This is a genomic window from Cellulomonas sp. Leaf395 (assembly GCF_001424125.1).
Taxonomy (GTDB): Bacteria; Actinomycetota; Actinomycetes; order Actinomycetales; family Cellulomonadaceae; genus Cellulomonas.
In genome coordinates this window covers 676,988-696,105 of record NZ_LMQI01000005.1, presented here as the reverse complement: position 1 = coordinate 696,105, position 19,118 = coordinate 676,988, and the positions used below count along the sequence as shown (strand labels likewise).

General features: G+C 70.7%; 15 protein-coding genes. 11 read left to right on the top strand and 4 right to left on the bottom strand.

Features of this window, described 5'->3' with window-relative positions:
- Positions 1 to 89 precede the first annotated feature (89 nt).
- From coaE to ASG23_RS17765, 5 genes are all read left to right on the top strand, one after another.
- Positions 90 to 719, top strand: a complete 630-nt coding sequence (coaE, locus tag ASG23_RS17785) for a dephospho-CoA kinase (RefSeq protein ID WP_056027764.1) — start codon at positions 90 to 92, stop codon at positions 717 to 719.
- Positions 716 to 1,354, top strand: a complete 639-nt coding sequence (gene pcp / locus ASG23_RS17780; RefSeq protein WP_056027762.1) for a pyroglutamyl-peptidase I — start codon at positions 716 to 718, stop codon at positions 1,352 to 1,354. Before coaE ends, pcp begins: the two co-directional genes overlap by 4 nt.
- 45 nt (positions 1,355 to 1,399) lie before the next feature.
- On the top strand, positions 1,400 to 3,505 hold the full coding sequence (gene uvrB, locus ASG23_RS17775) for an excinuclease ABC subunit UvrB (RefSeq protein ID WP_056027760.1): 2,106 nt from the start codon (positions 1,400 to 1,402) through the stop codon (positions 3,503 to 3,505).
- Positions 3,506 to 3,712: 207 nt separating this feature from the next.
- Entirely contained in the window at positions 3,713 to 4,720 is a 1,008-nt protein-coding gene (locus tag ASG23_RS17770; protein ID WP_056027758.1) for a TerC family protein, read from the top strand.
- Between the two features lie 10 nt (positions 4,721 to 4,730).
- On the top strand, positions 4,731 to 5,735 hold the full coding sequence (locus tag ASG23_RS17765) for a TerC family protein (RefSeq protein ID WP_056027756.1): 1,005 nt from the start codon (positions 4,731 to 4,733) through the stop codon (positions 5,733 to 5,735).
- 3 nt (positions 5,736 to 5,738) lie between these two features.
- Here the strand turns inward: ASG23_RS17765 and ASG23_RS17760 are convergent, their stop codons facing one another.
- Positions 5,739 to 6,023 carry a YciI family protein gene (locus tag ASG23_RS17760; RefSeq protein WP_056027754.1) on the bottom strand — a complete coding sequence of 95 codons (285 nt, stop codon included), beginning with the start codon at positions 6,021 to 6,023 and terminating at the stop codon, positions 5,739 to 5,741.
- Positions 6,024 to 6,060: 37 nt separating this feature from the next.
- Here ASG23_RS17760 and ASG23_RS17755 point away from each other — a divergent pair, with 37 nt between their 5' ends.
- Together ASG23_RS17755 and ASG23_RS17750 are read left to right on the top strand one after the other, a co-directional pair.
- Positions 6,061 to 7,224 carry an acyl-CoA dehydrogenase family protein gene (locus tag ASG23_RS17755; RefSeq protein WP_056027753.1) on the top strand — a complete coding sequence of 388 codons (1,164 nt, stop codon included), beginning with the start codon at positions 6,061 to 6,063 and terminating at the stop codon, positions 7,222 to 7,224.
- 51 nt (positions 7,225 to 7,275) lie between these two features.
- Positions 7,276 to 8,964, top strand: coding sequence for an AMP-binding protein (locus tag ASG23_RS17750; RefSeq protein WP_056027751.1), 1,689 nt, complete (start codon positions 7,276 to 7,278; stop codon positions 8,962 to 8,964).
- 4 nt (positions 8,965 to 8,968) lie between these two features.
- Here the strand turns inward: ASG23_RS17750 and ASG23_RS17745 are convergent, their stop codons facing one another.
- Positions 8,969 to 9,640 (bottom strand): MBL fold metallo-hydrolase, encoded by a 672-nt coding sequence (locus ASG23_RS17745; RefSeq protein ID WP_056027749.1) that lies wholly within the window; start codon positions 9,638 to 9,640, stop codon positions 8,969 to 8,971.
- Positions 9,637 to 11,460 (bottom strand): glycoside hydrolase family 15 protein, encoded by a 1,824-nt coding sequence (locus ASG23_RS17740; RefSeq protein WP_056027747.1) that lies wholly within the window; start codon positions 11,458 to 11,460, stop codon positions 9,637 to 9,639. The genes ASG23_RS17745 and ASG23_RS17740 overlap by 4 nt, the downstream gene beginning before the upstream one ends.
- A gap of 106 nt (positions 11,461 to 11,566) precedes the next feature.
- Here ASG23_RS17740 and uvrA point away from each other — a divergent pair, with 106 nt between their 5' ends.
- Entirely contained in the window at positions 11,567 to 14,458 is a 2,892-nt protein-coding gene (uvrA, locus tag ASG23_RS17735; protein ID WP_056027745.1) for an excinuclease ABC subunit UvrA, read from the top strand.
- A 111-nt stretch (positions 14,459 to 14,569) separates the two neighbouring features.
- Here the strand turns inward: uvrA and ASG23_RS17730 are convergent, their stop codons facing one another.
- Positions 14,570 to 15,082 carry an OsmC family protein gene (locus ASG23_RS17730; RefSeq protein ID WP_056027743.1) on the bottom strand — a complete coding sequence of 171 codons (513 nt, stop codon included), beginning with the start codon at positions 15,080 to 15,082 and terminating at the stop codon, positions 14,570 to 14,572.
- 73 nt (positions 15,083 to 15,155) lie between these two features.
- Here ASG23_RS17730 and uvrC point away from each other — a divergent pair, with 73 nt between their 5' ends.
- Genes uvrC through ASG23_RS17715 form a run of 3 tightly spaced genes read left to right on the top strand, consistent with a single transcriptional unit; the run spans position 15,156 to position 19,089 of the window.
- Entirely contained in the window at positions 15,156 to 17,174 is a 2,019-nt protein-coding gene (gene uvrC / locus ASG23_RS17725) for an excinuclease ABC subunit UvrC (protein WP_056027741.1), read from the top strand.
- On the top strand, positions 17,171 to 18,115 hold the full coding sequence (gene rapZ / locus ASG23_RS17720) for an RNase adapter RapZ (RefSeq protein WP_056027739.1): 945 nt from the start codon (positions 17,171 to 17,173) through the stop codon (positions 18,113 to 18,115). Before uvrC ends, rapZ begins: the two co-directional genes overlap by 4 nt.
- Complete coding sequence (locus ASG23_RS17715) at positions 18,112 to 19,089, top strand: gluconeogenesis factor YvcK family protein (RefSeq protein WP_056027737.1); 978 nt, start codon at positions 18,112 to 18,114, stop codon at positions 19,087 to 19,089. Before rapZ ends, ASG23_RS17715 begins: the two co-directional genes overlap by 4 nt.
- Positions 19,090 to 19,118 lie beyond the last annotated feature (29 nt).

The following is a 19,118-nucleotide window of genomic DNA, read 5'->3' as shown; positions in this document are numbered from 1 at the left end:
GGCCGGTCACCCTCGCGGTGGCCGGCCTTCGGCGTTCCCGGGCCCTGCGCCGCGAGGCATCGAACGGCGGGGCAGGGCAGGATGGGCGGATGCAACGCATCGGTCTGACAGGCGGGATCGCGGCCGGCAAGTCCGTCGCGGCACGGCGACTGGCGGAGCTCGGGGCGGTGGTGATCGACTCCGACGTCCTGGCGAGGGAGGCGGTGGCCCCCGGCTCGGCGGGGTTGGACGCGGTGGTCGACGAGTTCGGCCGCGGGGTCCTCGCCGGGGACGGGTCCCTGGACCGCGCGGCGCTCGCCTCGATCGTGTTCGCCGACGCCGCCGCACGTGCTCGGCTCGACGGCATCGTGCACCCGATCGTGCGTCGACTCTCCGCCGAGCGGGAGGCCGCGGCCGCGGTGACCGACCACGGTGCCGTGGTCGTGCACGACATCCCCCTGCTGGTCGAGACCGGCCAGGCCGACGCCTTCCATGTGCTCGTCGTCGTGCACACCCCCGCGGTGCTGCGCGTGGAGCGGCTGGTGCGGTTGCGCGGCATGGACCGCGCCGAGGCCGAGGCGCGCGTCTCCGCGCAGGCGAGCGACGACGAGCGGCTCGCGGTCGCGGACGTCGTGCTCGACGGCGGTGGCAGCGACGACGACCTGCGCACCCAGGTGGACGAGCTCTGGGACCGCCTTGCGGTGGAGCGGGCGGACGAGCTCGCGGCGGAGACTCCGTGACGCGGGTCCTGGTCACGGGCTTCGGCCCGTTCGACGGCCAGCAGGTCAACGCCTCGTGGCTCGCGGTGACGGAGCTGGTGGAGCGTTGGTCCGGACCGGAGGAGCTCGTCGTGCGCGAGCTCCCCGTGTCGTTCCGGGGAGCCCGTCAGCTGCTGCGGGCGGCGATCGCCGAGGTCGTGCCGGACCTCGTCGTCTGCGTCGGCGAAGCGGGCCAGACCACGCAGGTCGGAATCGAGCGCGTCGCGGTGAACGTCATCGACGCCCGCATCCCCGACATCGACGGGTCGGCGCCCATCGACGTCCCGGTCATCGCCGGCGCGCCCGCGGCGTTCTTCTCGACGCTGCCCGTCAAAGCGTGCGCCGTGGCCGTCCGCGAGCTCGGCGTTCCGGTCGAGGTGTCGAACTCCGCGGGGCTGTACGTCTGCAACGCAACGTTCTACGCGCTGCAGCACCTGCTCGCGTCCCGACCCGAGATCCGCAGCGGGTTCGTGCACGTGCCCCGGACCCCCGCCCAGGTCGAGCCGGGTGAGCCGTCGATGGACGTCGACGTGGCGGCCACGGCCCTGAACGCCCTGCTGCAGGCCGCTCTGTCGACGACGTCGGACCTGCGGGTGTCTGCGGGCACGCTCGCCTGAGCTCTCCCCGACGTGGATGTCGGTGGTGCCACGTACGGTTGTGGGATGCGTCCTGTCACCGACCTCCAGCGGACCGTCGCACCCTTCGAGGTGATCTCGGAGTACACCCCGTCGGGTGACCAGCCCAAGGCGATCAAGGAGCTGACGGCGCGCATCCAGGCGGGGGAGAAGGACGTCGTCCTGCTGGGCGCCACCGGTACCGGCAAGTCCGCGACCACGGCCTGGCTCATCGAGCAGGTGCAGCGGCCGACGCTCGTCATGGCGCCCAACAAGACGCTTGCCGCTCAGCTCGCCACGGAGTTCCGGGAGCTGCTGCCCAACAACGCGGTCGAGTACTTCGTCTCGTACTACGACTACTACCAGCCCGAGGCGTACATCGCGCAGACGGACACCTACATCGAGAAGGACTCATCGGTCAACGACGAGGTCGAGCGGCTGCGGCACTCCGCCACCAGCTCGCTGCTGACGCGGCGGGACGTCATCGTGGTCGCCTCGGTCAGCTGCATCTACGGCCTGGGTACGCCGCAGGAGTACGTCGACCGGATGGTGACCCTGTCGGTGGGCGACCAGGTGGACCGCGACCAGTTGCTGCGCAAGTTCGTCACCATGCAGTACACCCGCAACGACATGGCGTTCACGCGGGGCACGTTCCGCGTGCGCGGGGACACCGTCGAGATCATCCCGGTGTACGAGGAGCTGGCCATCCGGATCGAGTTCTTCGGCGACGAGATCGAGGCCATCGCCACGCTGCACCCGCTGACGGGCGACGTGGTCCACTCCGAGCAGCAGATGCACATCTTCCCGGCCACGCACTACGTCGCCGGTCCCGAGCGCATGGAGCGGGCGATCACGGGCATCGAGCTCGAGCTGGAGGACCGGCTGGCCGAGCTGGAGCGGCAGAACAAGCTGCTGGAGGCCCAGCGCCTGCGCATGCGCACCACCTACGACATCGAGATGATGCGCCAGATCGGCTCGTGCTCGGGCATCGAGAACTACTCGCGGCACATCGACGGGCGCAGCCCCGGCAGCGCACCGAACACGCTCATCGACTACTTCCCCGAGGACTTCCTGCTCGTCATCGACGAGTCGCACGTCACCGTGCCCCAGATCGGGGCCATGTTCGAAGGGGACATGTCGCGCAAGCGCGCGCTCGTGGACCACGGCTTCCGCCTGCCGAGCGCGACCGACAACCGCCCGCTGCGCTGGGAGGAGTTCGTCGAGCGGATCGGGCAGACCGTGTACCTGTCGGCGACGCCGGGCAACTACGAGCTGTCCATCTCCGACGGGGTGGTCGAGCAGATCATCCGCCCGACGGGGCTCGTAGACCCCGAGGTCGTCGTCAAGCCGACCACCGGACAGATCGACGACCTGCTCGGGGAGATCCACGACCGCGTCGAGAAGGACGAGCGGGTCCTGGTCACCACTCTCACCAAGAAGATGGCGGAGGACCTGACGGACTACTTCCTGGAGAAGGGGGTCCGCGTCCGCTACCTGCACTCCGAGGTGGACACGCTGCGTCGCGTGGAGCTCCTGCGAGAGCTGCGGATGGGCGAGTACGACGTCCTGGTCGGCATCAACCTCCTGCGCGAGGGCCTCGACCTGCCGGAGGTGTCGCTGGTCGCCATCCTCGACGCCGACAAGGAGGGCTTCCTGCGCTCCGGACGCTCGCTCATCCAGACGATCGGCCGTGCCGCACGCAACGTCTCCGGTCAGGTGCACATGTACGCGGACCGGATCACGGACGGGATGGCGCAGGCCATCGAGGAGACGGCGCGGCGCCGGGAGAAGCAGGTCGCCTACAACCTTGAGAACGGCATCGACCCGACCCCGTTGCGCAAGAAGATCGGCGACATCACCGACCTGCTGGCCCGCGAGGACGCCGACACGGCCGAGCTTCTCGGGGGTTCCGGACGGCAGACCAGCCGCGGGAAGGCACCCGTACCGGGGTTCGGCTCGAAGGGGACCCCGCGCGACGAGCGGACCCGGCTCACGGGCGCGGCCGCGGGCGAGCTCGCGGACCTCATCCAGCAGCTGTCGGACCAGATGCACGCGGCTGCCGGCGAGCTCCAGTTCGAGCTGGCCGCCCGGCTGCGCGACGAGATCTCGGGGATGAAGAAGGAGCTCCGGCAGATGCAGGCCGCGACGGCCTGAGCGCCGCCGGCTGTGGACATGTCACGGTCCCGCAACATGCGTGCCTTATGCTTGCCGACGTTGAAGGGGAGTACCCCAGACACGATCCCGTCGTCATCACGGACCCGCTAGCGCGGTGCCCGGTGGGATCGGTCCGCTGCGGTTCGTCGCGCGGGCGGGGGAGACCTTCGGTACCGAAGCACATCTCGTACCGGAGGGTTTTCCTATATGGACGTGTCCGGCTGGGTCTGGGCAGCGACGGCGGTCTTCGTCGTCGGTCTGATCTTCTTCGACTTCTTCGCGCACGTGCGCACGCCGCACGCTCCGACCTTCAAGGAGTCTGCGCGCTGGTCCATCTTCTACATCGTCCTCGCGCTGGTGTTCGGCGTGGTCGTCGGGATGGTCTGGGGCTGGGGCCCGGGCACCGAGTACTTCGCCGGCTACATCACGGAGAAGAGCCTCTCGGTCGACAACCTGTTCGTATTCCTCATCATCATGACCAAGTTCGCGGTTCCGCGTGAGTACCAGCAGAAGGTGCTGCTGGTCGGCGTCGTGATCGCACTCATCCTGCGGACGGTCTTCATCCTGGCCGGCGCGGCCGCCATCGAGCAGTTCTCGTGGGTGTTCTACATCTTCGGCGGGTTCCTCGTGTACACGGCGGTCAAGCTCGCTCGCGAGCACCACGACGCCCAGCACCCGGACCCGCGTGAGGAGCGCGACGGCATCGCCGTCCGACTCTTCAAGCGGCTGGTGCCGACCGTGGACGAGTACCACGGCGACCGCCTCACGGTGCGGATCGACGGCAAGCGGTTCTTCACGCCGATGCTCGTCGTCATGATCGCCATCGGCTCCACGGACGTCCTCTTCGCGCTGGACTCGATCCCCGCGATCTACGGACTGACGGAGGAGCCCTACATCGTCTTCACGGCGAACGCGTTCGCGCTGCTCGGCCTGCGCCAGCTGTACTTCCTCATCGGCGGGCTGCTCGAGCGGCTCATCTACCTGTCGCAGGGTCTCGCCGTCATCCTCGGATTCATCGGGCTCAAGCTCGTGCTCCACGCGTTGCACGTCAACGAGCTGCCCTTCATCAACAACGGCGAGCCCGTCGAGTGGGCACCTGAGATCCCGACCTGGCTGTCCCTCACCGTCATCCTCGGCACGCTCGTCGTGGCCACGGTGCTGAGCCTGCTGAAGACCCGAAGCGACGCGAGCATCGCGTCGAAGACTAAGAGCTGAGGACCACCTCGTGGACATCTCCCCCCTCGTCTGGGCCGTCTCGCTCGGCCTGGCCGGCACGCTGCTGCTCGTCGACGTCGCCGTCGTCGCCCGCCGGCCGCACGTGCCGTCCACCGCCGAGTGCGTGCGCTACCTCGCGTTCTACATCGGCCTGGCCGTCCTCTTCGGGATCGGGATCTGGCTGACGAACGGGGCCGAGTACGCGGGCCAGTTCTACGCCGGGTGGCTGACGGAGTACTCGCTGTCGGTCGACAACCTGTTCGTGTTCCTGCTGATCATGGGCAAGTTCGCGGTGCCCAAGGCGTACCAGCAGACGGCCCTGCTCATCGGGATCATCCTCGCGCTGGTGTTCCGCGGGCTGTTCATCTGGGCGGGCGCCGCGGTCATCGGCGCGTTCAGCTGGGTGTTCTACCTGTTCGGTGCGTTCCTGGTGTACACGGCCTGGAAGGTCGGCCGGGAGGGCGAGGCGGGCGATGACGAGTTCCATCCGCCGCTGATCCTGCGGCTGGTCCAGCGATGGCTTCCCGCCACGCAGGAGTACCACGGTGTCAAGCTCACCGTCGTCGAGGGCGGCCGTCGGCTGATCACTCCGATGTTCGTGGTCCTGGTCGCCCTGGGTGCCACGGACCTGCTGTTCGCGTTCGACTCGATCCCGGCGATCTTCGGGCTCACCAGTGAGCCGTACCTCGTACTGATGGCCAACCTGTTCGCGCTCATGGGACTGCGCCAGCTGTACTTCCTGTTGGGTGACCTGCTCAAGCGCCTGGTCTACCTGAACATCGGGCTCGCGGTGCTGCTCGGCTTCATCGGCGTCAAGCTGGTGCTGCACGCGCTGCACGAGAACGAGGTCCCGTTCATCAACGGTGGCGAGCCGGTGGCGTGGGTGCCCGAGATCCCCATCGGAGTCTCCCTGGGTGCGATCGTCGCGATCCTCGGATCGACCGCCATCGCGAGCATCATCAAGGTGCGGCGCGACGAGCGGGCAGCCGTCACGGCGGGCGAACCGACGGACTGAGCGTCAGGCGCTCCAGGGCCCGAGCACGACGTCCCACGCGCGGACGTCACTGTCCGCGACGAGGCCCTCGCGCACGAACGGGTCGTCGTCGAGGATGGCGCCGACGACCTCCGGAGAGGCGGCACGGAAGACCAGCAGCGCGCCGGGGTCGCCGTCGGTGAAGGGGCCGGAGCCGAGCAGCGTGCCGTGCTCGGCGAGTGCAGCCAGGTACGAGCGGTGCTCGGCGCGGAAGTGGTCGCGCACGTCGGTGCGCTCGTCGTAGGTGTACCGGACGGCATAGGTAGGCATGGCGTCATCCTGCCCGAGCCGGTGGCAGAGTGCTGACATGGCTCGGATCCTGCGCACCCTGCTGACCGACGACGTGCTGGCCCGCATCCACGAGCGGGCTCCGGTGCACGACCGGGACAACACGTTCCCGCACGACGACCTCGCGGACCTGGTCGGCGTCGGGTACCTGCTCGCCTTCGTGCCGGAGCGGCTGGGTGGTGCAGGGCTCACGCTCGAGGAGGTCGCGCGTGAGCAGGTGCGGCTCGCGGCAGCGGCGCCGGCGACCGCGCTGGCGGTGAACATGCACCTGGTGGTCACCGGGCTGGCCGCGCTCCTGGTCGGTCGGGGTGACGACTCGGTCGAGTTCGTCCTGCGCGACGCGGCGGCGGGGGAGGTCTTCGCGTTCGGCAACTCCGAACCCGGCAACGACCTGGTGATGTTCGGGTCGCGCACCCGGGCCGTGCGGCAGCCAGACGGTTCGTACCGCTACTCCGGCACGAAGATCTTCACGTCGTTGTCGCCCGTGTGGACACGCCTGGCCACGTTCGGGCTCGACGACGCCGACCCGGACGACCCGCGCCTGGTGCACGGGGTGGTGTCGCGCACGGACGGGGGCATCGAGACGCGTGACGACTGGGACACGCTCGGGATGCGCGCCACGCAGTCCGCCACGACCGTCCTCGACGGTGCGTTCGCGCCGGCTGATCGCGTCTACCGCTCGCTGCCTCCGGGGCCGAACGCGGACCCGTTCGTCTTCGCCCTCTTCGCGGTCTTCGAGATCCTGCTCGGTGCGGTGTACACCGGCATCGGTCGACGGGCGATCGAGCTCGGGGTCGAGGCCGCCCGGCGCCGGACGTCGATGAAGTACGACGGCCGGGCCTATGCCCAGGACCCCGACATCCGCTGGCGGATCGCCGACGCGGTCCTGGCGCAGGACGGTGCCGAGCTCCAGGTGTTCGCGCTGGCGCGGGACGTCGACGAGCAGGTGGACCACGGCGCGCGCTGGTTCGCCCAGCTGGTCGGGCTCAAGGTCCGCGCGACGGAGTCCGCGCGGGTGGTCGTCGACAACGCGATCCGGGTCTCCGGCGGAGGGTCGTACTTCTCGGGGAGCGAGCTCGGGCGGCTCTACCGGGATGTGCTCGCCGGGATCTTCCACCCGTCCGACGACGAGTCCGCCCACGCCACGCTGGCCACGTCCGTGCTCGGGCCGCCGGAGGACTGACGCGCAACCTACTCTCAAGTAACCTACGCAACCGTAGGTTAGGCTCTGGAGATGACCACCGTGGGACCAGGCCGACCTTCCGCCCCCTCGACCGGCACCCCGCAGGAGGTGGAGATCCCCGACGAAGCGCTCACCGCCGCGCTCGACCGGGCCGCCGCGAGCTGGCCGGAGCGGGTGGCAGTGGACTTCCTGGGCGCGACGACGACCTACCGCGAGCTCGCCGACGCCGTCGCCCGCGGGGCGCAGGTGCTTCTCGACCTCGGCGTCCGACCCGGTGACCGGGTCGCGCTGGTGATGCCGAACTGCACGGGGCACGTGATCGCCTTCTACGCCGCGCTGCGCATCGGTGCCGTCGTCGTCGAGCACAATCCGACGTACACGACCGGGGAGCTCGAGCACCAGCTCGCCGACTCGGGAGCCGTCGTCGCCCTCGTCTGGGAGAAGGCCGTGCCGCGCGTGCTGGAGTCGCTGCCGAGGACGGCGCTCAAGGCGGTCGTCGCCGTCGACCTCTCCGCGGACCTGTCGCGAGGCAAGCGGCTCGCGCTGCGGCTTCCGCTCCCCAGCGCGCGACGCGTGCGGCAGTCGATGTGCGGGAAGGTTCCACCGGCCTTCCCGATGTGGCACCGGCTCGTCGCCAAGGCCGCACCCCTGGACCCGGCGCATGCGGCACCATCAACGTCCGACCTGGCGCTCCTGCAGTACACGGGCGGGACCACTGGCACGCCGAAGGGTGCCATGCTCACGCATCGCAACCTCGTCGCGAACGCCGTGCAGGGGCACGCGTGGACCGGTACCCAGCCGGGCACCGAGGTCGTGTACGGCGTCCTGCCGTTCTTCCATGCCTTTGGTCTGACCTTGTGCCTGAGCTACCCGATCCGCGTCGGCGCCACCCTCGTCGCCTTCCCGTCGTTCGACCCCGAGCGCGTGCTCGAGGCGCAGCGACGGCTGCCCGGGACGTTCCTCCCGGCGGTGCCGCCCATGCTCGACCGGCTCTCCGCCGCCGCGGAGACGTCCGGCGCCGACCTCACGTCGTTCCGCTACGCGATCTCCGGGGCGATGGCGCTGCCGACGTCCACCGCGCAGAAGTGGGAGCAGGTGACCGGCGGCCTGGTGATCGAGGGGTACGGCATGACCGAGACCTCGCCGGTCGCGCTGGGGAACCCGCTGACGGATGCGCGTCGGCCCGGCACGCTCGGGCTGCCGTTCCCGAGCACGAGCATCCGTGTCGTCGACCCGGAGGACGTCACGACCGAGGTCGAGCCGGGGGAGCGCGGGGAGCTGCTGGTCCGCGGCCCGCAGGTCTTCGCCGGTTACTGGCAGCGGCCCGACGAGACCGCGGAGCAGCTGCTCGACGACGGCTGGCTGCGGACCGGGGACATCGTGACCGTCGACGAGACGGGGTGGGTCGTGCTCGTCGACCGCATCAAGGAGGTCATCGTCACCGGGGGGTTCAAGGTCTACCCGTCGCGGGTCGAGGAGCACCTGCGGACCATGCCCGGGGTGGCGGACGTCGCGGTGGTCGGGATCCCCGGTGGGGACCTCGGTGAGACCGTGGTGGCCGCGGTGGTGCTCGAGCCCGGCGCCGGCGTGGTGGACCTCGACGCGGTGCGTGCGTGGGGAGAGCGACACCTCGCGCGTTACGCCCTGCCCCGCCGGCTGGTGTTCCTGGACGCGCTGCCGCGGTCGCAGGTGGGCAAGGTCCTGCGGCGCGTCGTGCGTGAGTCCGTGCTGGCGGGCTGAGGCCTCACCACCCGCGGGCGCGCCACTCCGGCAGATGCTCGCGCTCGGTCCCGAGCGTCGTGTCGCGGCCGTGGCCTGGGTACACCCAGGTGTCGTCGTCGAACCGCTCGAATACCCGCTGCACCACGTCGGTGTAGAGCTGGTCGAAGGCTTCCGGGCCGCGCGTGGCGCCGACCCCGCCCGGGAACAGCGAGTCACCGGTGAACAGGTGCACACGCTGGTCCGGCTCGCGGTAGGCGAGAGCGACCGAGCCCGGGGTGTGACCCCGCAGTGCCACGACCGCCAGGGTCGCGTTCCCCACCCGCACGATGTCGCCGTCGTGGAGACGCTGCGTCACGTCGATGCCCGTCGCCTCGGCGATGGCGTCGGCGTCGTCGGCACCCGCCGCGACGGTCGCGCCCGTCACGGCGACGACGGATGCCAGGGCACGGTGGTGGTCGGGGTGCCGGTGCGTGGTCACCACGAGGTCGAGCTGCGTCGTCCCCTCCTGCAGCAGGGCGAGGAGGCGGTCGGGGTCGTCGGCGGCGTCGATCAGGAGCTGGGCGCCGGTGGCTCGGCACGTCAGCAGGTAGGCGTTGTTCTGCATCGGCCCGACCGCGGCCTTGCGGATCTCGATCTCGTCGAGCACCCGGACCTCGGTGGGGCCGCCCACGTGCACGTCGCCGGTGTACGTCATCGCGCCCTCCGCTCGAGGGCGAGGTCGTGACTGTGCACCGCGCGGACCAGCGCCAGGTGCGACAGCGCCTGCGGCATGTTCCCGGCCATCCGACGACCGACGGGGTCGTACTGCTCCGCCAGCAGTCCGACGTCGTTGCTCAGACCCACCAGGATGTCGAGCACCTTGGTCGACCCCTCGACGTCATCGGTACGGGCGAGAGCGTCGGCGAGCCAGAACGAGCAGGCGAGGAACGCGTGCTCGTCCCCGGCCACACCGTCGTCGGTGCGCTCCGTGGGGTAGCGGCGCAGCAGGCCGGGGGCGACCTCGAGCTCCGCGCGGATCGTCGCGAGCGTCGACAGGACGCGAGGGTCGTCGGCGGGCAGGAAGCCCACCTGGGCGATCTGCAGGAGGGCCGCATCGGTGTGCTCTGCGTCGTACGACTGCACGAAGGTGCCCAGCTCGTCGTTCCAGCCGCGCGCCAGGACGTCGGCGTGGATCGCGTCCCTCTCGGCGCGCCAGCGCTCGACGGGTCCGCTCAATCCGTGCTTCTCCACCGCTCGGATCGCCCGGTCGACCGCAGCCCAGGCCATCACCTTGGAGTGCGTGAAGTGGCGCGGATCGCCGCGGACCTCCCAGATTCCGCGGTCCGGCTCGCGCCACCGCGCGAGGAGCTCGTCGACGAGCTTGCGCTGGAGCGACCAGGAGTCCTTCGATTCCTCCAGCCCTGCAGCGCGCGCGAGCTCGAACGCACACATGACCTCGCCGAGCACGTCGTTCTGCACCTGGCCGACCGCGGCGTTGCCGATCCGGACCGGGCGTGAGCCGGCGTAGCCCGCCAGATGGTCGAGCTCCCTCTCGGGCAGGTCGCGCCCTCCGTCGACGCGGTACATGATCTGCAGGTCCGTCGACCGACCCGCCACGGCCCGGAGCAGCCAGTCGCGCCACTCCGTCGCCTCGTCGCGGTACCCGTGCTCCAGCAGCGCCTCCAGGGTCATCGCCGCGTCGCGCAGCCAGCAGAACCGGTAGTCCCAGTTGCGCTCGCCGCCGAAGTCCTCGGGAAGTGACGTCGTGGCCGCCGCGACGATCCCTCCGGACTCCGCGTCGGTCAGCAGGCGCAGGACCAGCAGCGACCGGACGACGGCCTCGCGGTAGGAGCCCTCATAAGCGCAGCCGCGCGCCCACAGACCCCAGGAGATGCGCGTGGAGTCGATCCGGTCCTCGATGGTCAGGCGGGGCGGGACCGGGTCGAACGACCGGGTCCACGTCAGCGACAGCTCGACCGACTCGCCCTGCCGGAGGGTGAACCGGTCGGCGTGCCGGTGGTCGGCGGCCGTGGGCAGGCGGTCGCCGCGCAGCATCAGGGAGTCCGGGCCGGCGATGGCCCGGATCGTGTCGTTCCCGTCGTCGTCGGTGGTGTGCCGGACCCACGGCTCGATGGCGCCATAGCCGAACCGCACGATCCACTCGTGCTCGACCTCGACGCTGCCCTGGGTGCACACGAGGCGGCGGACCAGGTCGGCGCGCCCGTCGTTGAGCGGCATCGTCTCGTGCGCGACGGCGGTCCCCTGAGCGGTCTCGTAGGTCGTCTCGAGCACGAAGGAGTCGTCGAGGTAGCGCCGGGTGACGCTCGTGGCGTCGCGGACCGTGAGGAGCCACCTGCCGTTCTCCGGCGTGCCCAGCAGGCGCGCGAAGCACGCGGTCGAGTCGAACGTCGGCAGGCACATCCAGTCGACCGACCCGCGCAGGGAGACGAGGGCGGCGGTCTTCCCGTCGCCGAGCACGGCGTAGTCCTCGATGGGGACGAGCGGGGGGTCGACGACGTCGTCGGTTCTCTCCACGAGGCGAGCATTGCGCTACCGGGCGGGCTCGGCACGTCGACCCGGTGTGCGGAGGTTCACGTCGAACAGATGTGCGATTGTCGGAGGCGCAACGTAGACTCCCCGCGTGAACGAACGACTGGTGGTGCAGGGCGCCCGCGAGCACAACCTTCGCAACGTCGACCTCGATCTCCCGCGTGACAAGCTCATCGTGTTCACCGGTCTGTCCGGGTCCGGGAAGTCGTCGCTGGCCTTCGACACCATCTTCGCGGAGGGGCAGCGACGCTACGTCGAGTCGCTGTCCGCGTACGCACGGCAGTTCCTCGGGCAGATGGACAAGCCCGACGTCGACTTCATCGAGGGTCTGTCGCCCGCCGTCTCCATCGACCAGAAGTCGACCAACCGGAACCCGCGGTCGACGGTCGGCACCATCACCGAGGTCTACGACTACCTGCGCCTGCTGTACGCCCGGGCGGGCACGCAGTACTGCCCGATCTGCGGCGAGCGCGTCACCGCGCAGACACCCCAGCAGATCGTGGACCGGCTGCTCGAGCTGCCGGAGGGCACGCGGTACCAGGTCCTTGCACCGGTCGTCCGCGGCCGCAAGGGGGAGTACGCCGACCTGTTCAAGGAGCTGCAGAGCAAGGGCTTCGCGCGCGCCCGTGTCGACGGCGAGGTCGTGCAGCTCACCGAGCCGCCGACGCTCGAGAAGAAGCTCAAGCACGACATCGAGGTGGTCATCGACCGCCTGGTCTCCCGCGAGGGCGTCAAGCGCCGGCTCACGGACTCCGTCGAGACCGCCCTCGGACTCGCCGGCGGGCTGCTCGTCGTCGAGCTGGTGGACGCCGACATCGACGACCTGAACCGCGAGCGACGCTTCTCCGAGCACCGGGCGTGCCCGAACGATCACGTGCTGACCCTCGACGAGATCGAGCCCCGCACGTTCTCGTTCAACGCGCCCTACGGTGCCTGCCCGGAGTGCACCGGCATCGGCTCGCGCCTCGAGGTGGACCCGGACCTGGTCGTCCCCGACGAGGACCTGTCGCTCGACGAGGGTGCGGTCGCTCCGTGGTCGCAGATCTCGAGTGAGTACTTCGCCCGCGTCCTGAGCGCACTGGCCTCGGACATGGGCTTCTCGACGTCGGTGCCGTGGCGAGCGCTCCCGCAGCGGGCCAAGGACGCGGTGCTGCACGGCCAGAACCATGAGGTGAAGGTCCGGTACAAGAACCGCTGGGGCCGTGAGCGGCAGTACTCGACGGGCTTCGAGGGCGTCATCACGTTCCTCGAGCGCCGGCACACGGAGACCGACTCGGACTGGAGCAAGGAGAAGTACGAGGCCTTCATGCGCGAGGTCCCGTGCCCGGTGTGCGAGGGCGCGCGGCTCAAGCCAGAGGTGCTCGCCGTGCGGGTGGGCGGCAAGTCCATCGCCGAGGTCTGCACGCTGCCCATCCGCGAGGCCCGCGGGTTCCTCGACGGCCTGGAGCTGGGTGAGCGGGAGCGGGCGATCGCCGCGCAGGTGCTCAAGGAGATCCAGGCGCGCCTCGGCTTCCTGCTCGACGTCGGCCTCGACTACCTCTCGTTGACGCGCCCCGCGGCGACGCTGTCCGGCGGCGAGGCCCAGCGCATCCGGCTCGCGACCCAGATCGGGTCCGGCCTGGTCGGCGTGCTCTACGTCCTGGACGAGCCGAGCATCGGCCTGCACCAGCGGGACAACCGGCGCCTGATCGACACGCTCACGCGTCTGCGGGACCTGGGGAACACGCTCATTGTGGTCGAGCACGACGAGGACACCATCCGCACGGCCGACTGGATCGTCGACATCGGACCCGGGGCCGGCGAGCACGGGGGACGGGTGGTCCACTCCGGCGACCTCGCCGGGTTGCTGTCGTCCGCGGAGTCCGTGACGGGTGCCTACCTGTCCGGTCGTCGCACGATCCCCATGCCGCAGGTGCGCCGGCCGACCGACAAGAACCGCCAGCTGACCGTCATCGGTGCGCGTGAGCACAACCTGCAGGGCATCGACGTGTCCTTCCCGCTGGGCGTGCTCACGGCCGTGACCGGCGTGTCCGGGTCCGGGAAGTCGACGCTGGTGAACGCCATCCTCTACACGGTGCTCGCCAACGAGCTCAACGGCGCGCGTCAGGTCGCCGGCCGGCACAAGCGCGTGACCGGGCTGGAGCACCTGGACAAGGTCGTGCACGTCGACCAGGGACCCATCGGCCGTACCCCGCGCTCCAACCCCGCCACGTACACCGGGGTCTGGGACCACGTCCGCCGCCTGTTCGCGGAGACCACCGAGGCGAAGGTCCGCGGCTACACCCCGGGCCGGTTCTCGTTCAACGTCAAGGGCGGGCGCTGCGAGGCGTGCTCGGGCGACGGCACCCTGAAGATCGAGATGAACTTCCTCCCCGACGTCTACGTCCCCTGCGAGGTCTGCCACGGTGCGCGGTACAACCGCGAGACGCTCGAGGTGCACTTCAAGGGCAAGACCGTGGCCGACGTGCTGAACATGCCGATCGAGGAGGCTGCGGAGTTCTTCGCCGCCGTGCCCGCGATCTCCCGGCACCTGCGCACGCTGGTCGACGTCGGCCTCGGCTACGTGCGGCTGGGCCAGCCTGCCCCGACTCTCTCTGGTGGCGAGGCGCAGCGCGTGAAGCTCGCGGCCGAGCTCCAGCGCCGGTCGACGGGGCGGACGATCTACGTCCTGGACGAGCCGACCACCGGCCTGCACTTCGAGGACATCCGCAAGCTGCTCGGCGTCCTCCAGTCGCTGGTGGACAAGGGCAACTCCGTCATCGTGATCGAGCACAACCTCGACGTCATCAAGAACGCCGACTGGGTCGTCGACATGGGACCTGAGGGCGGTAGCGGCGGTGGGCTCGTGATCGCCGAGGGCACGCCGGAGCACATCGCCTCCGTCGAGGCGAGCCACACGGGTCGCTTCCTCGCCGAGGTGCTGGAGCCGGTGGCGGAGCCCGTCAAGCGCAAGCGCGCCGTCAAGCTGCCCGTCCCCGCGTGACGGTCGAGGCGCCGGACGAGCGTGGCGGCGTCATCTCCGTCGGGAGGACGACCCGTCGGCGGTCGCGCTCCAGGCCGCGGCCTGGCTGCGCCTGCGCCGGCCGTGAGCCGCTCAGTGCGTGACGTGCTGCGCCATGCGGACCGGGACGGGCTCGTGGCGCACGGGGAAGTTGACGGACCGCGAGATGAAGCAGTGCTCGTGGGCCTGGTGATGGATGCCGGCGAGCACGCCGTCGGTGATCGCGGCACCGGTGGGCAGGTGCGCGCCCGCGGCGACGGTCACGCGTGGGCGCAGGACGACCTCACGGAACTGGCCCTGCCCCGCGGCCTCGATCCGCATGGTGCCCACGGCCTGGTCCTCGTAGCCGACGACGACGACACCCGCGGCCGAGGCGAGGTGCAGGAACCAGAGCATGTGGCACTGCGCCAGCGCGCTGACCAGCAGCTCCTCGGGGTTGTACCGCCTCGGGTCGCCGCGGAACGCGGGATCCGACGAGCCCAGCAGGGGCGGCTTCGAGCCGATCCTGACCTCGTGGTCGCGGCTGTACGCGGTGTAGCTCGAGGTGCCGGTCCGGCCGGCGCCGGTCCAGGTGACGTCGACGGAGTACGTGTGGAGGGGGCCCATCTGCCCACGGTAGCGGCGTCCGGCCAGCCCTGTGCGGTCCGTGGCGTCGGCGGTGCGAACTACGCTCGACAGCATGGCTGATCCCGCCACGTACCGCCCTGCGCCGGGGGAGATCCCGGACGCGCCCGGGGTTTACCGCTTCCGTGACGAGCACGGCCGTGTCATCTACGTCGGCAAGGCCAAGAGTCTGCGCTCGCGCCTGTCCAGCTACTTCCAGGACCTGTCCGGGCTGCACCAGCGGACCCGGCAGATGGTCACCACCGCGGCGTCGGTGCAGTGGACGGTGGTCGGGACCGAGGTCGAGGCGCTGGCGCTGGAGTACTCGTGGATCAAGGAGTTCGACCCGCGGTTCAACGTGAAGTACCGCGACGACAAGTCGTACCCGTACCTCGCGGTGACCCTGGCCGACGAGTTCCCGCGGATCCAGGTGATGCGCGGCGCCAAGCGCAAGGGCACGCGCTACTTCGGCCCGTACGCGCACGCGTGGGCGATCAGGGAGACCGTCGACCTGCTGCTGCGCGTGTTCCCCGTCCGCACCTGCTCGGCCGGCGTGTTCAAGCGTGCGCACCAGCAGGGCCGGCCGTGCCTGCTGGGCTACATCGACAAGTGCTCGGCCCCGTGCGTCGGGCGTATCTCGCCGGACGACCACCACCAGCTGGCTCAGGACTTCTGCGACTTCATGGCGGGTGACACCGCCAAGTTCACGCGCCGCCTGACCGCGCGGATGAAGGAGGCGGCGGCGGAGCTCGACTACGAGCGAGCGGCGCGGCTGCGCGACGACATCGCGACGCTGGAGCGAGCCACGGAGAAGAACGCCGTCGTGCTCGCAGACGGGACGGACGCGGACATCTTCGCGCTCTCCGGGGACGAGCTCGAGGCCGCCGTCCAGGTGTTCCACGTGCGCGACGGGCGCATCCGCGGTCAGCGCGGGTGGGTCGTGGAGAAGGTCGAGGACGTCACGGACGCGGAGCTGGTGGAGCACCTGCTCCAGCAGATCTACGGGTCCGAGGCCGCGGCTGGCGACGGAGGCGCGGGCTCGTCGGCGGTGCCTCGCGAGGTGCTCGTCCCGGTGCTGCCGCCCGACGTCGAGCAGGTGCAGGCGTGGCTGTCCGGGCTGCGCGGCAGCAGGGTGTCGGTGCGCATCCCGCAGCGCGGGGACAAGCGGGAGCTGGCGGCGACCGTGCACCGCAACGCCGAGCACGCGCTGGTGCTGCACCGCACCCGACGTGCCGGCGACCTGACCACGCGCAGCCAGGCGCTCCAGGAGATCCAGGAGGCGCTCGACCTGCAGTCCGCACCGCTGCGGATCGAGTGCTACGACGTCTCGCACAACCAGGGGACGTACCAGTCGGCATCGATGGTGGTGTTCGAGGACGGACTGTCCCGCAAGAGCGAGTACCGCCTGTTCACCATCCGCGGTCCCGAGGGGCAGGGCGCGCGCGACGACACCGCGGCCATGCACGAGGTCATCACGCGGCGCTTCCGGCGCTATCTGGCGGAGCGCTCGGACGCGCGGGACGTGGAGCTGGGCACCGGGGAGGACGACGACGGTCAGCCGCTGCGCTCGGGCCCGATCGACGAGGTGACGGGCAAGCCTGTGCGGTTCGCGTACCCGCCGAACCTCGTCGTCGTCGACGGCGGCCCACCGCAGGTCGCGGCGGCGAAGGCCGCGATGGCGGAGCTGGGCATCGACGACGTCGCGCTCGTCGGGCTGGCCAAGCGGCTGGAAGAGGTGTGGCTGCCGGGGGAGGAGTACCCGGTGATCATGCAGCGCAGCTCGGAGGGTCTGTACCTGCTCCAGCGCCTGCGCGACGAGGCCCACCGGTTCGCCATCACGGCGCACCGCAAGCGCCGGAGCAAGGGCATGACGACGTCGGTCCTCGACGGCGTGCCGGGTCTCGGACCTGCGCGTCAGGCCGCGCTGCTGCGGCACTTCGGGTCGGTCAAGCGTCTGCGCGCAGCGTCTGTCGAGGAGATCGCGTCGGTGCAGGGCATGGGGGACAGGACGGCCGCGGCGGTGGTCGCGGCGCTCGCTGCCCCGGGAGTGGCGTCGGACCCGGTCCCCGAGTCGGCTGGCATGCTGGACGCATGAGCGACGAGCCTTCGCCGATCACGGTGCCCACCGGGATCCCGGCCCTCGAGGCAGCCACCGAGGCGCCCCACGTGAGCCAGCCCCAGGTCCTGATCATCACCGGCATGTCCGGTGCCGGCCGGACGCGAGCGGCTGCGGTACTCGAGGACCTCGACTGGTACGTCATCGACAACCTGCCCGCACAGATGCTCACCCACCTGGTGGGCATGCTGACCGGCGGGCCGACGGGTGCGCGAGCGCAGCGGCTGGCCGCCGTCATCGACGTCCGTGGGCGTGAGTTCTTCCGCGACCTCGCGCCGGTGCTGGCGGGGCTGCGGGCGTCCGGCGTGGAGTACCGGATCCTGTTCCTCGACGCGTCCGACGAGGTGCTGGTCCGCCGGTTCGAGCAGGTCCGCCGGCCGCACCCGCTGCAGGGCCAGGGGCGCATCCTCGACGGCATCGCGGAGGAGCGCGCGATCCTCTCCGACCTGCGTGAGCGCGCAGACACGCTCATCGACACGTCCGAGCTCAACGTGCACGACCTGGCTCGCGAGGTCCGGGCGGTCGTCGCGAGCGGCGCGGAGGACGCGCTGCGGATCTCGATCCTGTCGTTCGGGTTCAAGTACGGGCTGCCGCTCGACGCCGACCACGTGGTCGACATGCGGTTCCTGTCCAACCCCTACTGGATCACCGAGCTGCGGCACCTGACCGGCCGCGACGCTCCCGTGCGGGACTACGTGCTCGGGCTGCCGGGGGCGGTCACCTTCATCGACCGGTACGTCGACGCGCTCGAGCCCGTGCTCGCTGGGTACCTCAACGAGGAGAAGCGCTACGTGACGATCGCCGTCGGCTGCACGGGCGGCAAGCACCGCTCGGTCGCCGTCAGCGAGGCGATCGCCGCGAGGCTGCGGGAGCGGGGTCACCTCGTGGCCGTGTCGGCCCGCGACCTCGGCAAGGAATGAGGGCGGCCGCGCCGGCCGTCGTCGCACTCGGAGGTGGCCACGGCCTGTCGGCGTCGCTGTCCGCGCTGCGCCTGATGACCGACCGGATCACCGCGGTGGTCACGGTCGCGGACGACGGGGGGTCCTCCGGCCGGCTCCGCGACGAGCTCGGGGTCCTGCCGCCCGGGGACCTGCGCATGGCGCTGTCGGCCCTGTGCGACGACTCGGACTGGGGCCGGACGTGGCGGGACCTGCTCCAGCACCGGTTCAGCTCCTCGGGGGACCTGAACCAGCACGCCGTGGGAAACCTGCTGATCGTCGCCCTCTGGGAGCTGCTGGGCGACACGGTCGAGGGCCTCGACTGGGTCGGCAAGCTGCTGGGCGCGCGCGGTCGGGTCCTGCCGATGGCCGCGGTGCCCCTCCTCATCGAGGCGGACGTGGTCGACGCGGCGGGGGCCTCCCGGCTCGTCGTCGGGCAGAGTGCCGTCGCCGTGACCACCGGGACGATCTCCCAGGTCCGCCTGGAGCCGCCCGACCCGCCGGCCTGCCCGGAGGCGGTGGACGCGATCGTCGCCGCCGACTGGGTCGTCCTCGGTCCTGGGTCCTGGTACACGTCGGTGCTTCCGCACCTTCTCGTCCCCGGGCTGCGCGAGGCGCTGCACCGCACGCGCGCGCGGACGATCGTGACGCTCAACCTCGCCTCGGGTGAATCGGGTGAGACGGCGGGCATGCGTGCGGACCAGTACCTCGACGTGCTCCATGCGCACGCGCCGGAGCTGTGGGTGGACGCGGTCGTCGCGGACCCGACGGCGGTCGAGGACGTCGAGGCGCTCGCCGCGCGCTGCGCGGACCTGGGAGCCCGTCTCCTGCTGCGCCAGGTCAGCCGGGGTGACGGCACGCCCCGACACGACCCGCTGCGCCTCGCCGGGGCCTACTCGGACGTGCTCGACGGCTTTCTCGGCGACGTCGGCACGCGAGAGAAGCCACCCGCGTAGGTGACGAGACCGGTCCCGGACACCTGTCC

Excerpts from the sequence above, each read along its gene's own strand:
- coaE (WP_056027764.1), top strand. The coding sequence starts at position 90 with ATGCAACGCATCGGTCTGACAGGCGGGATCGCGGCCGGCAAGTCCGTC.
- uvrB (WP_056027760.1), top strand. The coding sequence starts at position 1,400 with ATGCGTCCTGTCACCGACCTCCAGCGGACCGTCGCACCCTTCGAGGTG.
- ASG23_RS17770 (WP_056027758.1), top strand. The coding sequence starts at position 3,713 with ATGGACGTGTCCGGCTGGGTCTGGGCAGCGACGGCGGTCTTCGTCGTC.
- ASG23_RS17760 (WP_056027754.1), bottom strand. The coding sequence starts at position 6,023 with ATGCCTACCTATGCCGTCCGGTACACCTACGACGAGCGCACCGACGTG.
- ASG23_RS17755 (WP_056027753.1), top strand. The coding sequence starts at position 6,061 with ATGGCTCGGATCCTGCGCACCCTGCTGACCGACGACGTGCTGGCCCGC.
- ASG23_RS17750 (WP_056027751.1), top strand. The coding sequence starts at position 7,276 with ATGACCACCGTGGGACCAGGCCGACCTTCCGCCCCCTCGACCGGCACC.
- ASG23_RS17745 (WP_056027749.1), bottom strand. The coding sequence starts at position 9,640 with ATGACGTACACCGGCGACGTGCACGTGGGCGGCCCCACCGAGGTCCGG.
- ASG23_RS17730 (WP_056027743.1), bottom strand. The coding sequence starts at position 15,082 with ATGGGCCCCCTCCACACGTACTCCGTCGACGTCACCTGGACCGGCGCC.
- uvrC (WP_056027741.1), top strand. The coding sequence starts at position 15,156 with ATGGCTGATCCCGCCACGTACCGCCCTGCGCCGGGGGAGATCCCGGAC.
- rapZ (WP_056027739.1), top strand. The coding sequence starts at position 17,171 with ATGAGCGACGAGCCTTCGCCGATCACGGTGCCCACCGGGATCCCGGCC.
- ASG23_RS17715 (WP_056027737.1), top strand. The coding sequence starts at position 18,112 with ATGAGGGCGGCCGCGCCGGCCGTCGTCGCACTCGGAGGTGGCCACGGC.